9 protein-coding genes are annotated in these 13,544 nt (G+C 55.0%); 5 read left to right on the forward strand and 4 right to left on the reverse strand.

Annotated elements, in window-relative coordinates:
- Positions 1-79: 79 nt before the first annotated feature.
- Together EQG79_RS05425 and EQG79_RS05430 are read left to right on the forward strand one after the other, a co-directional pair.
- Positions 80-808 (forward strand): universal stress protein, encoded by a 729-nt coding sequence (locus tag EQG79_RS05425; protein WP_077919237.1) that lies wholly within the window; start codon positions 80-82, stop codon positions 806-808.
- 284 nt (positions 809-1,092) lie between these two features.
- On the forward strand, positions 1,093-3,468 hold the full coding sequence (locus EQG79_RS05430) for a gliding motility-associated C-terminal domain-containing protein (protein WP_129600439.1): 2,376 nt from the start codon (positions 1,093-1,095) through the stop codon (positions 3,466-3,468).
- Between the two features lie 54 nt (positions 3,469-3,522).
- On the opposite strand, the gene EQG79_RS05435 is transcribed toward EQG79_RS05430, so the two are convergent.
- The 4 genes from EQG79_RS05435 to EQG79_RS05450 all read right to left on the reverse strand — a co-directional run bounded on the left by EQG79_RS05435 (position 3,523) and on the right by EQG79_RS05450 (position 10,563).
- Positions 3,523-4,413: a sugar phosphate isomerase/epimerase family protein gene (locus EQG79_RS05435; RefSeq protein ID WP_077919239.1), complete on the reverse strand. Its 891-nt coding sequence runs from the start codon at positions 4,411-4,413 to the stop codon at positions 3,523-3,525.
- A 192-nt stretch (positions 4,414-4,605) separates the two neighbouring features.
- The gene (locus EQG79_RS05440) at positions 4,606-5,262 is read right to left on the reverse strand and encodes a DUF4142 domain-containing protein (protein WP_077919240.1); all 657 of its coding nucleotides are present in this window, start codon (positions 5,260-5,262) and stop codon (positions 4,606-4,608) included.
- Between the two features lie 162 nt (positions 5,263-5,424).
- Entirely contained in the window at positions 5,425-7,953 is a 2,529-nt protein-coding gene (locus tag EQG79_RS05445; protein WP_129600441.1) for a DUF5686 and carboxypeptidase-like regulatory domain-containing protein, read from the reverse strand.
- Positions 7,954-8,199: 246 nt separating this feature from the next.
- Positions 8,200-10,563: a DUF349 domain-containing protein gene (locus EQG79_RS05450; protein WP_129600443.1), complete on the reverse strand. Its 2,364-nt coding sequence runs from the start codon at positions 10,561-10,563 to the stop codon at positions 8,200-8,202.
- Between the two features lie 94 nt (positions 10,564-10,657).
- Between EQG79_RS05450 and pdxH the strand changes: the two genes are divergently transcribed.
- The 3 genes from pdxH to EQG79_RS05465 all read left to right on the forward strand — a co-directional run bounded on the left by pdxH (position 10,658) and on the right by EQG79_RS05465 (position 13,536).
- Entirely contained in the window at positions 10,658-11,299 is a 642-nt protein-coding gene (gene pdxH / locus EQG79_RS05455) for a pyridoxamine 5'-phosphate oxidase (RefSeq protein ID WP_129600445.1), read from the forward strand.
- A 300-nt stretch (positions 11,300-11,599) separates the two neighbouring features.
- A complete protein-coding gene (locus EQG79_RS05460) occupies positions 11,600-12,019 on the forward strand; it encodes an IS1 family transposase (RefSeq protein WP_129601143.1) in 420 nt (139 codons plus the stop codon).
- A 104-nt stretch (positions 12,020-12,123) separates the two neighbouring features.
- The gene (locus EQG79_RS05465; RefSeq protein ID WP_170315641.1) at positions 12,124-13,536 is read left to right on the forward strand and encodes a porin; all 1,413 of its coding nucleotides are present in this window, start codon (positions 12,124-12,126) and stop codon (positions 13,534-13,536) included.
- The last annotated feature ends 8 nt before the right edge of the window (positions 13,537-13,544 follow it).

Here is a 13,544-nt window from a genome sequence, read left to right on the forward strand (position 1 = left end):
AGTTGTCTGTTCCTGGTTATCAGTGACAGTGAACCACCAGGCGGGCGAACTGATAGGCCCCCTGCCAGCATCAACTGTTATGACAAACCTACTTTTCCCTACTGATTTTTCGTCCAGCACCACCGCTCCGTTAAACTGGGTTCGACTGTTTGCCCGCAAGACGGGGGCCACGGTTACCCTGTTGCACGTGTACCAGCCCATGATTGCCGACACGACCCTGCCTACCCTGGGCGATCCGGGCCTGGGCCTGGCCGCGTCGCAGGAGATTGAAGACATAAGCCAGCAACGCCTGTCACAACTGGCCGCTGACCTGCAGGCTGAAGGCCTCTCTGTCGTGACAGACTGGCGGATCGGCTCCGTTGAAGATGAAATTCTCGACGCAGCCCGCGAAACCTCGGCGGATCTGATCATCATGGGTCGTAGCTCGCTCAGCAGTTTCTTTGACCGGCTGGCCGGCAGTGCCGTTTCTGAAGTTGCCGACTCCGCTATCTGCCCGGTTCTCATCGTACCTATGGTCGAAGAAGGCACCCTGGCTCCCCAGGCGCAGGTCCGCACCATTGCCTACGCCATGCAGTCGGGAACGACCCAGGCCAATGTGTCGGCCCAGACCGATTCGCTCGTCGATACCTTCGATGCGCAACTGCAGATCCTGACCGAAGACCAGCTCAAAAATCCGCCCGTCGACCTGATTGTGATGCAGCTCTACCCCCAATCGGGTTTCCTGGATGGTCTGCTCCACCCAAACCGGACCTCGGCCCTGATCGAGACATCGGACGTACCGGTTCTCATTTATCACCAGCCTAAATAACACCCGCTTATACCGCTGTCATACTGTTTCGGGAGCGACGCAACGAACCGGAGCCTGCTGGCGTATCGGGACTATCCAGCAAATACCTCATCACCAGATACCGTACGAAAACAAAATTGGCGCGTTGGCTGGTAATCAATTACTTTTCACGTCATTAGATACCCGAGTTTGTATATTAGCTAAGCGTAGAGTTTGTCGGCTACTGCATCAGTGCGTCCGCGTAGCGTGGCATTTACAGTATCAGAGTGCTGAGTGAATGTAGCGTTTCAGGTAACGGTTGTTGTATGCGGCTAACTCTATTTGTCTTTGTCTGGATTTTACTGATTCTTCTCCCCGGTTCACTACGGGCAACCCATCAGGTAGGTGGGCAGATTGAGATGCGTTCCATCGGCACAGTACCCGGCGCCTATCGAATCATCGTCACCAATTACATGGAAGCCGGGCGCCGGGCCGATCAGCAGGGCGGAGGAGCACTGGGCATATTCCGCAAGCGCGACAATGGGCTCATGATGTCGTTTACCGTTAGCGAAACCGGCCAGCGCCAACCTGTTATCTACGCGAACTCCGTCTGCGCCGATCAGCGGAATCTCAGCTTCATCGTGGCCACCTTTGAAGCCACTATCCAGCTCGACCCGGCCACCTACAGCGACCCGGAAGGGTATTACATCTCTTATCAGACGCGTAACCGCAACGGCAGCATTACCAACCTGGTCAATCCGATTCAGACGGGCTATACTTTTTACATGGAGTTTCCGGCGCTGGTTCAGGGAGGACGCCTGTTCGTTAACTCATCGCCCCGCTTTCCGGCTATCAACGGCGAGTATATCTGCATCAACGAACCGTTTACCTTTCCGTTCGGTGGTACAGACGCTGATGGCGACGAGCTGCGCTACTCAATGATTACGCCCCTGAACCAGAAAAACGGGAATGGACAGGGGCAGGGTAATATTGTGGCACCGGCTCCCTACCCCGACGTAACCTGGGCCGCCGGCTATAGCGCCGATAACGCCATCAAAGCCAGCCAGCCGCTGCGCGTCAACGCCCAGACGGGGCAGCTATCTGTAACAGCAACCCAGCTTGGGTTATTCGTCTTTGCGGTACGGGTCGAAGAATTTCGCAACGGGGTGAAAATCGGGGAGGTACGGCGTGATTTTCAGTTTCTGGTCGTTGATTGTCCGCCGGCCAGAACCCCTGAACCAACGGTACAGATCATTACCCGCCCCGGCCAGCAAAGTACGACGATCTGCCGGAGCGATTCAGCCGTGCTCGAAGCGTCGTTCGATCCTAACTGGAACTACCAGTGGCGTCGTGATGGCGTCAATCTGTCGGGGGCTACCAGCGCCACCCTGGCGGCCCGGGCTACCGGCCTGTACACGGTTGTGGCTTCAACAAAAAACATATGCAGCAAAGTCGGTAATTCAGAGGTACTGGCGGTATCTGTAGTCGGTAGCGACGCCCGATTAGCCACTGCCGGGCATTTATGCGCCACAACAGGTAGCGTTAGTCTGAGCGCCGAATCGTCCGAAACGGAGGTGACTTACCAGTGGTTCCGCAATGGCCTCCCCCTGGCCGGTCAAACCGTCGATTCGCTGCGAACCAGCCAGCCGGGGCGTTACTGGGTTGTCATGACCCATCAGACACTGGGTTGCCTGTCGCGCACCGACACCGCCGATGTGTCGCGATCGGCAGCGGTTTCGGCGGTTGTTACATCTGAATCGGGCTTCAACCGGCTTTGCCCGCAAGCGACCCTGAGCTTGCGGGGAAGCGGGGGACTTACGTACAGCTGGCAGTTTAATGGACAGCCCGTAGCAGGGGTTACGTCTGCTCAGTACAGCATTTCGGCCGTTGGTTCCTATGTCGTAACGGCCGAAGACATTTATGGCTGTCAGGGCGTGTCAGCCCCGGTCAGCATCACCCCGGTACCGCCCATTACGGTCCTGCTCGATTCGCTACCGGCCGTTTGTGGTCCCAATGCGCCGGCCTACAGCCTGCAGGGCAAGCCGGCGGGCGGAATCTACGAGGGCACGGGCGTAGCGGAAGATGAGTTCAGCCCGCTGCGGGCCGGCATCGGGAACCACACCGTCACCTATACGGTAAAACCGGCGCCCGAATGTGCCGGGGTGGTGGCCACCCGAACGGCCGTTGTATCGCCTATTCCGACCATCGACTTGGTCGATTCTCTAATTACCTACAAAGGCAATACGTTCGCCCTGACTCCGGGCCTGACCGGTAGCCCGAATCAGTTTCAATGGGCATCGGGGCAGTATCTGGATAACGCAAACGCGGCCAGCCCAACGGTTCAGTCGATTCAGAATGATATTACCTACACGATTTACGTGGCCAACAGCTCCGGCTGCGAAGCGCGGGATACGATCCATATCACCGTATATGCCCGAGTATGGGTACCCGAGGCCTTCACCCCCAACGGCGACGGGATGAATGACACCTGGGACCTGCCCGGTATCGAAGCGTTTCCGGATGCGGTCGTGACGGTCTTCAACCGCTGGGGCGAGGTCATTTTCCGGTCCGACAAGGGCTATAAGGAGCCGTTCGATGGTACGCTCAACGGAAACGTGCTGCCGCCGGGCCTGTATGCCTATACGGTCTATACAGTGCCCGAAAAACCGGTATTACGCGGGAGCCTGGTCATTGCCCGGTAAAACCAGAACCGGGCAGTCGTGGCCAACAGGTACGCCAACTGCCCGGTTTGCTCGTTACACCTTTAGTTTCTGTACGTTTTTGTAACTGATGGCAATAGCCTCCAGCGGGGGGCGTTTACAGACGTCCTGCTCCACAAAATAGTGGGTCATACCGGCTATTTTGCGTGCGTCGAAGATGCGCTGAAAATTGATGCTTCCCGTTCCTACTTCGGCAAAAGCCCGTTCGGGTGTTTTTTCCATGTCTTTGATGTGCCAGAGCGGGAACCGACCGGGGTGCTTTTTGAACAGCGCTACGGGATCCTGCCCGGCAAACGTAGCCCAGTAGAGGTCTAATTCCAGCTGTACCAGCTTGGGGTCAGTACCGCTCAGCAGCACATTGTACGGCACTTTACCACCCAGCGCTTTGAACTCGAAGTCATGATTATGGTACGCAAACTGTATGCCGGCCGCCCGGCATACTTCGGCCGACTTATTGAAGAGGTCGACGTATTTTTTGTAATCATCGAGTTTGGTACGCTCCTCCGGAAAGAGGTAGGCGCATACCATGTATTTCTGCCCGATGGCTGCGGCATCGTCAACCGCCCGTTTCCAGTTGTTGATCAGCGAGCCTTCGTCTTTCATCATCACCTTGCCCGTAACGTAATGGCCGCTGGGCGTCGACAGGCCCAGGTCTTTCAGCAGAGCCGCGTATTCGGCCGGTTTTTTACCGAAGAACTTGCCCCCGGCATAGCCGAATGATTCTACCTCTTTATAACCGATCCGGGCTACCTTTTTCAGAGTCCCGACCGGGTCTCTGCCCATCTCGTCTCGTAAGGTATACAGTTGCAGACCAACTTTCTTAGCGGGAGCTGCCAACACGTCGAAGCGGGACGTCAGGGCGGCAGCCGCAGTGAGTGCACTCAGTTTCAGGACCTGTCGGCGACCAGGCTTTTCTGGAGAATTCATAGCTATAAACCGGATTACAAAAACGCACCATGAAGTCGTACGTTCATCAATCAAAGATAGCTTTTTCCGGATTGTATTGAATTATTAAAAGGTAGCGGGCCAGCTACTTCCCGGTACAGGGCCACTACAAAAAAACCGGGAAGCAACTGCCTTCCGGTTTTTCCGATTATACAACTCAATGTGCGGACTATTTTATCGGCCGCTCGATGTATTACCGGACATTTTGTTCATCACCTCACGGGATACTTTCAGGTGGGTTTTGACCAGTGGATGAGCCGCCTGCGCCACTTCTTTCAGATTACGATCCGAAGCACTCGATTTGACCTTACTCATTACGCCGTCCAGCTTTTCGTGGCCCTTTACGCCACTTTCGGTCACGTACATCCGGTCGAACGACATGCCCGACTGTGCTTTCATCTTGTCCAGTTTGGCGGTTGTTTCGGCATCGGGAGCACTGGGGAGGGTTACGCCTTTGGCCGACGCAATTTCCTGAAGTTTGGTCGACAGACCCGTTTGCTCCTCCACTTCGGCCTGGGCCAGTTGACGCACTTCATCGTTACTGGCATTCTGGACCGCCATTTTGCTCATTTCCAGCTGCATCATCCCCCCTTTGGCTACTTCCATCATCAACGCCTGGTCGGCGCTCGACAGTTTGGCACTGGTTGGCTGAATAGCGGCTACTGTAGCGGCCCCCTTCTGGTTGGCCTGGTCAAACGATGCTTTGCTCTCACGGCCTACCATGCCGGCTGTTCCTGCGTTCATGGTGCCGGCGCTGTTCTGCTGCGCTAAAGACAATCCAGAGGCCGCCAGGACTACGGCCAGACCAAGAATAATTCGATTGATTTTCATAACGTGTTCTACTGAGTATGATTAGTTTATCACTGAGATTTCAACTAACCCGGCAGCACACTGTTCCAATTACTCTTTATATTCTATAGGATATTATATAATAGGAGATTTCGGGGCCGTAGCCTCACAATTGACGCCGTATTTGTCGGTACTGGTCCCCGCTTAGAATGCCAGCCAGCCCGACACTTTGATGGCAAACGGGGTTACGGGAATACCCGTACGGCTCAGGTTATCGCGGTAGGTAAGCCGATGAATGGCGTCGACCCGAAGTACTTTGAAGATATTGTCAATGCCGTACCCAACTTCTACGTACGGGGTACGGCTCAGCGAATTAAATCCTTCCACCGCCCGCCCCTGCTCGTCGGCCGGCGGAATGAGTGCTACGTTAGCCGATGAGACGCTGCCAACCAGCACTTTGGCAGTTACCAGCTCACGCCATTTGAGCCGACGCAGGCCGGGAAGCCGGTTAAACAGCAAGCCGTTAAAGTTGTGTTCAACCTGCGCCGATGCCCAGCGGTCAGCCACGAATTCAAAGAAATTCATCAGGTTATAGGCATTGCCGACATAGAACGACGATTCGTTACCCAGGGGCGTATAGAGCAGGGGGTACGGTACCGTTGACGGAATCAGCCCGCCGTCGAGTGTATAGTACGTACGGCCCAACACCCCCATCCGGAACGAATGTTTCAGCGAAAACGCCACCCGATGGTAGGTAAAGTCGCTGCCGAAAACCTGCCGCAGTCCCAGCGTATACCGTAACGTGACGATAGGCTTACGGGTAGCGCCGGCGCTAACGCGTACGTTATCGTTCTGTAGAATAACCTCGTCGGGGGCAAATCGGGTTTCTGAGGTAAGCTCCGTGACCTGGTACGTAGACCGGATCGTCTGGTCATCGTCCTGCGGTTGCGGCCGAAATGCAAACGGGAAGAGCGGCTCGAACGAGCGCCGACGAAGAGCCAGCGTCTGGGTGAAGCCACTGCCCATCTCCCGCCGGAAATACAGGAGCTTATCTTCCTGAAAATAAGGCCGACGAATGATGCCGAAGCGCGAGTAGGCCGCAAAGAAGGAGTTGCCGCCAATGTTATCGGCCGATACGCCAATACGCTCCAGGTCGTAGGTTTGCCGATAGCCCACCACGGTCCAGGGTTTGCGGCTGAGAATCCGCTCGATGCCTACGTTGTATTTAAACTGCTGGTCCCGGGTGCCGTAGGCCACATACCCGCTCAGCAGCCACTTACGGCTAAAACCGGTGTTGGTACGCATGCCCAGCCGAAACCGGTTTCCTTCAATGTTGTTGTTGGCATAGGAGTAGAGCAACGGCCCAACGTCGATATGCCAGTTCTCAATGGGTTTATAGCCTAGTACGCCCAGCTTGATAATCTCGCCGGCCACCTTAATAAACGGCACATTCCGTACCGAGTCAACCACCCGCATCGCTTTCCACTCATCGGCCGAGAGTGAATCGGGGCGAACGCGCTGCCAGAACGCCACATCGGCCATTCGGTAGTCGTCGTCCAGCTCGATAGACGGGTCATAGAACCCGGCCTCTTTCGGCTGGTTCTCGACAATGTTACGGGCCGTAGCAAAGAATCGGATCAGCGCGCCCGGTGCCCGTGGTGCGGGTTCGTCGGTATCGATGGTTACCTGTGTCTGGGTCGGAAACCGCACCCCCGATGCCGTCCGTTCCCACTCCTGCTCGATGTGCAGTTCGTCGACGAAGTTGATGTTGGCCCGTTTGTCAACCCGCGCATCAATCTGCGCCAGCGCCACCTGCATCGTATCGATCCAGACCGTGCCCGCAAAAGCCAGATCGGCGGCTCGCTTCGGCGTGAATTCGATCTCGTAACAAACCGCATCGCCCAGGGTCATCGTATCCTTCATCCGGAAGGTATAGACCGTTTCCCACTGCGCCCCTACCGGCGAGGGGATGTCTTTCCGGAGTACATAGAGCGAGTTTCGGTAGAAATTGTACTGCTGGAACGAAGCTCCCGTCAACTGGGCAATCAGCCCGCCATCGCTCACCCCTACCCCGGTCACGTGCGACTTCAGGACCCGTTCTTTCTGCTTTTCAGGGTTGGTACGGGCGTAAAAGTTGGAGAACGTTTCGGAAACGAACACCGGTACAGCCGGATTTCCGTTGCCGTCGGTTATAGCTGGAAGTTTACCCAGCAGCCGACCAATAGGTCCCGGCGACCGACCTTTCCGGCGTTTCTGACTAAAGTTGTTGACATACCCTTCTATCTTGGTATAGCTGTCGTACTGATACCCCGACAACCGCGTGGGGTCGTACTGGGCGCGTCGGCGGATGGCTTCCCGCATAACCCGGTAGGCTGGGTCGCCCCCTTTGGCATATACCTTTACTTCCTGAAGTTTGGTGGCCCCCGCTGTCAACTGCGCATTGACTACCTGCGTTTCAACCGGCATGAGCCTGTAAAACCGGCTCTGATAGCCCAGGCTAAGGACTTGCAGGGAGTCGGCCAGGCGTTTGGCCCGTATGGTATAGCGTCCCTCGACATCAGACGTTGTACCGATTGTTGTTCCTTTGATGGCAATACTGGCAAACGGTATTCCCTCGCCTGTTACCGCATCCGTTACGCGCCCGCTGATTACATAAGTAGTCTGCGCCATGGCCAGCCACGAGCAACTAAACAACAGACCGGTCAGCAAAAAGCGTCGTAAAAAATGCATCATTGAGTAAAAGATGGTGGCATTAGCAGGGTAACCAAAATATAGTCAACAGAGTTTACTACAGATATTATTTTTACATGAACGTTATGAAACAGGTAGTGGACGGTGTTGATCGTCAACGACTCGTGGGCAGACCAGCCCTTGTAATCGCTACGCTTTCCGACGCCTTTCTGTTGCAGCTGGATAGGCAATACAAACAAAAAGGCGTCTGCCCGGGGGTAGACGCCTTTCGTAGAAAGTTAGTATGTACTAGGCCTGAGCGACCCGCAGTTGGTGACGCAGGTCATCCAGCTGCTTCTCGGCATCGGCAATCTTTTTATCGATGTCGGCCCGTAGCTTATCGGCATTCTTCGAACGGGCAAAGAATTCGATGTTGTTACGGTACGTAGCGATATCGTTTTCGATGGCCGTGATGCGCCGGCGAATATCGCCTTCGCGTTTGTTGCCACCCCCGTCGCGGTCGCCCCGGTTGTAATCCCGATCAGCCCGATCGCGACCACCGCCACCCCGGGTGGCTTCAGCCTCGCTCTGGAGCATGATCCGCTCTTTGTCTTTAGCCGGAATCTTACCCGTGGCCCCCACCAGCGCATTGACAGCGTTGATGTACCGTTTCTGAATCGACTCTTTATCCTTTTTCGGTACGAAGCCGATCGCGTTCCACTCTTTCTTGAACTCGTTCAGCTGCGACAGATCGGCGTTTTCGGTAGCGGCCGCTTCGATCCGCTCGATGAGCGCAATCTTTTTGGCCAGGTTCCCTTCAAACTCCCGCTCCGTTTCCTGATTTTTCGAGCGCTTTTTGTTAAAGAACGCATCGCAGGCGGCTTTGAATCGGTCGAAGATCGAGTTCTTTTGTTTCTCTGGAACCTGACCGATGTTTTTCCACTGGCGCTGCAGCTCGATTACGGTCTGGGTGATCTCCGGCGACTCTTCGCCCGAGGCCAGGATCGCTTCTACCTGCTCGCAGAGTTCGGTTTTCTGACGCAGGTTTTCCTCGCGCTTGCTTTCGAGCTGCTTGAAAAACTCGCCCTTGTTATGGAAGAACGTTTTGAGGGCCGACCAGAATTTTTTGCTCAGCTCTTTGCCTTCTTCGCGCGGCATTGGTCCTTTTATGGCGTTCCAGCGATCCTGGAGGGCCATCACGACCTTCGTCTTATCGTTCCAGTCGTTAATGCTGTTCGAGGTGAACGAGGTCAGCGGTACCAGTTCTTCGTAAATAGCCGATTTCTCTTCGTACAGCTGAGCCGACTCTTTACGCTGCTCATTGGTCTGATCGCGCCGTTTGTCGTACAGAACGTCGAGCGCAGCTTTCATGCGGCCCCACAGGACTTCCTGTTCGGCTTTTGGTGCGGGACCAATGTGCTTATATTCTTCGAACAGGGCGTTTGCTTCGTCGATAGTCTGGCGGGTTACGGGCGTCTCTTCAGCCGCCCTGGCCATCGCTTCCACCTTTTCGATCACCTCTGTTTTCAGGGTCGTATTCCGCTTGCGATCCAGCTCCTTCAGCTCGAAATAGATATTCCGGTTGCTGTAGTACCGATCGACCAGGGCGTGGTAGGTAGCCCAGAGCGTGGCGTTGTGCGGGGAATTCATGTTTCCGGCCGCTTTCCACTCGTCCTGAATCTTCTTGAACTCGTTCCAGCTGGTTTTGGGGTCGCCGGCGTTGTTCTCGTCGGTTTCGACCAGTTCGCGCAGGCGGGTCAACAGCTCGGTTTTAGCCGCGAAGTTGCCGTCTTTCGCCTTATCCAGATTCTGGAAGTAGGTATTTTTGAGGCTTTTGATCTGCTTGTAAAGGTCGTCGAATCGCAGAACAGCCTCATCATATTTATAGTCGAACCCTTCTTCGGCGCCGGTGTCGGCTACGTAGGCCTGCAGGGCAGCCTCCCGTTCGGCCCGCTTCATCTGATCGAACAGGGGCTTCACTTCTTTCAGCACCTGATCGGCTTTCTTGAAATCGGTAGGGGTTACCGCTGTCGCACTAACAGTTGCCAGCTGGCTTTCGAGCAGGGCTACAAAGTCCTGTTTCGAGAACTGACTGTAGTCAGCCGCCGGTTGTGAAGCCGTTTCGTCGGCTTCTTCGGGCTCAGCTACCGTAGCATACTGCGCCGTAACCTCATCGGTTTCGGTCGTAGCTGTCTCAGCCGCAGGTTCCGTTTCGGCAGCAACAACAGGAGCCTCTTCGTCGGCGACAGGCGCAGGCGTTTCGGCAACGGGCTCCTCTGGCACGCTCGTCTCGGCGACGGGCGCTTCGGGTTGAGGATCGGCTTCGGGCGCTGTTTCGGCAACCGTTTCCAGAACAGCCTGATCGGCTTCCTGAGGGTCAGCAGCCGACTGATCAACGACCGGCTGGCTTTCGACCTCCGGCGCTACCGACTCATTTTCAGTTAATTCTGAGACTGTCAACGTATCGTTCGATTGAGAGGTAGGTTCGTCAACACCACTAGCCTGTGGCTGAGTTGCGGCCGGCGTCTCGGTCGAGTCAGGCGTAGCAGCAGCTGCCTCGCCCGAATCCGTAGATTGCGTCGTGGTGTCTTCGGGGGTATTAACGGCCAGCGTACCGGTTGCCTGATCTGTAGCGTCCGGCTGCTGGTTTATTTCCTGTTCTTCGTTTGCCATGTTGGGAACGTACCGATTACTTTTGCAAAATTACGACAATATGCGGATTTTCTTGCAGTTCGGCCGTTGAATTGCCGTTAAACAACCCAACAGAATGCCGTCAACAATTAGCGACTTACGGAAAGAATATACGCTTAACGGTTTGGATGTAGACGATGTTTCATCTGATCCACTGACTCAATTCCGACTTTGGTTCGATGCAGCCCTAGGTTCGGGGGTTCCGGAGCCGAACGCCATGCACGTCAGCACCATCACCGCCGACGGCCGACCAGACGGTCGTATTGTGTTGCTCAAAGATATATCAGCGGGCGGATTTGTCTTCTACACCAACTACGAAAGCCGCAAAGGACGCGACCTGACCGAACGGCCGGTGGCCGCTCTGACCTTCTTCTACCCCGAGCTGGAACGCCAGATCCGGATCGAGGGCCACGTGGAGAAAGTAAGCGCTGCCGAGTCAGACGCGTACTTTGCCAGCCGGCCGCGAGGTAGCCAGATCGGGGCCTGGGTATCAAACCAGAGTTCGGTCATTACCGATCGCGACACCCTCGAAAAGCGGCAACAGAAGCTCGAAGCCCAGTTTGCCGGTCAGCCTATTCCGCGACCGCCCCACTGGGGTGGCTTTCGGGTGATTCCAGACCAGATTGAGTTCTGGCAGGGGCGACCCAGCCGTTTGCACGACCGCATCCGATACCGGAAAGACGGACAGGACTGGCTTATCGACCGGCTTTCTCCCTAGAACTTGTTAAACCGATTTTTTTGAGGTTGCCGGATGAGCTAATGCTGATCCGGCAACCTTTTGTGTTTTCGGGCCCCCTCTCCTCCTCAACTGCCAGCCTGATGGCAGCCCCCCCGCTGTCGGAAGCTCCTATCGCCTGGCCACAGCCCCCCTTTCGCCAACGGATGGTTTGCCGATATATACTACTGAAAGCAGGCGTTTAAAGCCTATTTTATTGAGCTATTTGGGGATAAAATTGTGCTATTATGCTAAGTTACTATATATTTGGTAATTTGATAGCGATAATCCTGCCCACCACCCATGACTGCGTCTCGTTGCCCCAAATGTAATAGCGCTCAGCTAGTTAGAAACGGCATTCTCAACCATCGGCAACGGTACCGATGCAAGCACTGCGCCTATAATTTCACCGTCGACAAGGTGGGTAAAGGCATTAACAGTTACTACGTTATCAAGGCGTTGCAGCTATACATCGAGGGGGTCAGCTTCCGGGAGATTGAGCGGCTGCTGGGCGTCAGTCATGTATCGGTCATGAACTGGGTCAAGAAATACCAGGTGAAAGCCCCCCAGAACCGGCTCTACCACCCAACCTACAAGATACTGAACCACAAAGAGTTGTCAGAATTTTTCAGCAGTCGCGAAAACGTACAGGGCGCGGGTATGATCGTTACCGAATTAGGCGATAAATTTATGATTATCCGCTGGGAACGGTTTCGAGACTGACCATCGCTAGCAATTGACCGTATCTATTCCGAAGGTTTCGCAGGTCTTGCAGAAAGAGACAGTTTTGATCCGGCAACGAACGCCGATCCGAACTTGTCTTACCCATGAAACATAGCTTACACCTACTTGTACTTGCGCTGCTGCTCAGCGGGCCATGTCAACAACAAAGTATGGCTCAGGGCTCATCCGATTATGGAGCCGGGCTCAAGTTTAACCTGAATCCGGAAGGGACCAAATACGCCCGAATTCTTATGTGGAACCAAATGTGGTTCAGATCCATGCAGATGAATCCAGGTACGTCAGTAAACGGGGTTCCGACGGAGAACCTGACGGATATAGGCGCCCGGCGGCTTCGGATACTTGCCTACGCCCAGATTTCGCCCCGTTATCTGATTCTGACCCATGTAGGTATCAACAACCAGACGTTCATAAACGGCGGAGCCGCCGGAAGCAGCGGTACGGGTGGGTACGGCCAGGGCAAAAAGCCAGGCCTGTTTTTCCACGATGTCTGGAACGAATACGCCGTTGTACCCAGCGGGAAAGATGCAGCCGGAGTGGTTCGAAAGAATACGCTCTACCTGGGCGCCGGGCTGCACTACTGGCACGGTATATCCCGTATGACATCGGCCAGCACGCTGAACTTCCTGGCGGTCGACGCCCCGATATTCAACTGGCCGCTGATCGAAAATTCGGATCAGTTTGCCCGGCTGTTCGGTATCTATGCCAAAGGCAAACTGGGTAAGCTGGAGTACCGCCTGAACTACAACAAACCCTTCGCTACCAACCAGACGCCCCCGCTGAGCGGCACGACCGTAACGCCCGATGTAGCCGTTGATAATAATGGCGTCAGTAAAATGTCCTATGGTGGCTACTTCGAGTATCAGTTTCTGGATCAGGAAGCCAACGTCCTGCCCTTCAAGGTGGGCTCTTACGTAGGAACCAAGCGCGTATTCAACATTGGCGCGGGTTTTTACCGACAGCCCGAAGCAACACGCTCTATGAACAACGGCAAATTAAACGCCCACGATATCGACCTTTTTTCGGTGGATGTCTTCGCGGATATGCCAATCGGGAAAAAGGAAAAAAACATGGCCATTACCACCTACAGCGTTCTTTACAGGTATGATTTTGGTCCTAACTACCTGCGAAATCTGGGCATCATGAATCCCGGCGCGGCCGACGCTTCTTTTGAAGGAAAACGCGCGCTGGCCGGTCCGGGAAATGCGCGCCCGCTGGTCGGTACGGGAACGATCTGGTATACCCAGGCAGGGTTGCTTTTACCCAAAACCACCGAGAAACCCGTCATGCGGATACAGCCTTATGCAGCCTACACGCTCAAGAACCTGGAAGCGCTCGGAAAATCGGGTAATTATTACGACCTGGGCTGCAATTTTTATCTGGACGGCCACCATGCCAAGATTACCCCACAGTGGTCGGTACGTCCTGTCTACACCGACAAAAATACCATCAGCGGTACTCGGGGTGAGTTTATCCTGCAGGCCCAGGTTTATCTCTAATTCTTCAC

Origin of the sequence: Spirosoma sordidisoli (assembly GCF_004138325.1) — a bacterium.
Classification (GTDB): Bacteria; Bacteroidota; Bacteroidia; order Cytophagales; family Spirosomataceae; genus Spirosoma; species Spirosoma sordidisoli.

Coding starts and splice junctions, on each gene's coding strand:
- EQG79_RS05425 (WP_077919237.1), top strand. CDS start 80: ATGACAAACCTACTTTTCCCTACTGATTTTTCGTCCAGCACCACCGCT.
- EQG79_RS05430 (WP_129600439.1), top strand. CDS start 1,093: ATGCGGCTAACTCTATTTGTCTTTGTCTGGATTTTACTGATTCTTCTC.
- EQG79_RS05435 (WP_077919239.1), bottom strand. CDS start 4,413: ATGAATTCTCCAGAAAAGCCTGGTCGCCGACAGGTCCTGAAACTGAGT.
- EQG79_RS05440 (WP_077919240.1), bottom strand. CDS start 5,262: ATGAAAATCAATCGAATTATTCTTGGTCTGGCCGTAGTCCTGGCGGCC.
- EQG79_RS05445 (WP_129600441.1), bottom strand. CDS start 7,953: ATGATGCATTTTTTACGACGCTTTTTGCTGACCGGTCTGTTGTTTAGT.
- EQG79_RS05450 (WP_129600443.1), bottom strand. CDS start 10,563: ATGGCAAACGAAGAACAGGAAATAAACCAGCAGCCGGACGCTACAGAT.
- pdxH (WP_129600445.1), top strand. CDS start 10,658: ATGCCGTCAACAATTAGCGACTTACGGAAAGAATATACGCTTAACGGT.
- EQG79_RS05460 (WP_129601143.1), top strand. CDS start 11,600: ATGACTGCGTCTCGTTGCCCCAAATGTAATAGCGCTCAGCTAGTTAGA.
- EQG79_RS05465 (WP_170315641.1), top strand. CDS start 12,124: ATGAAACATAGCTTACACCTACTTGTACTTGCGCTGCTGCTCAGCGGG.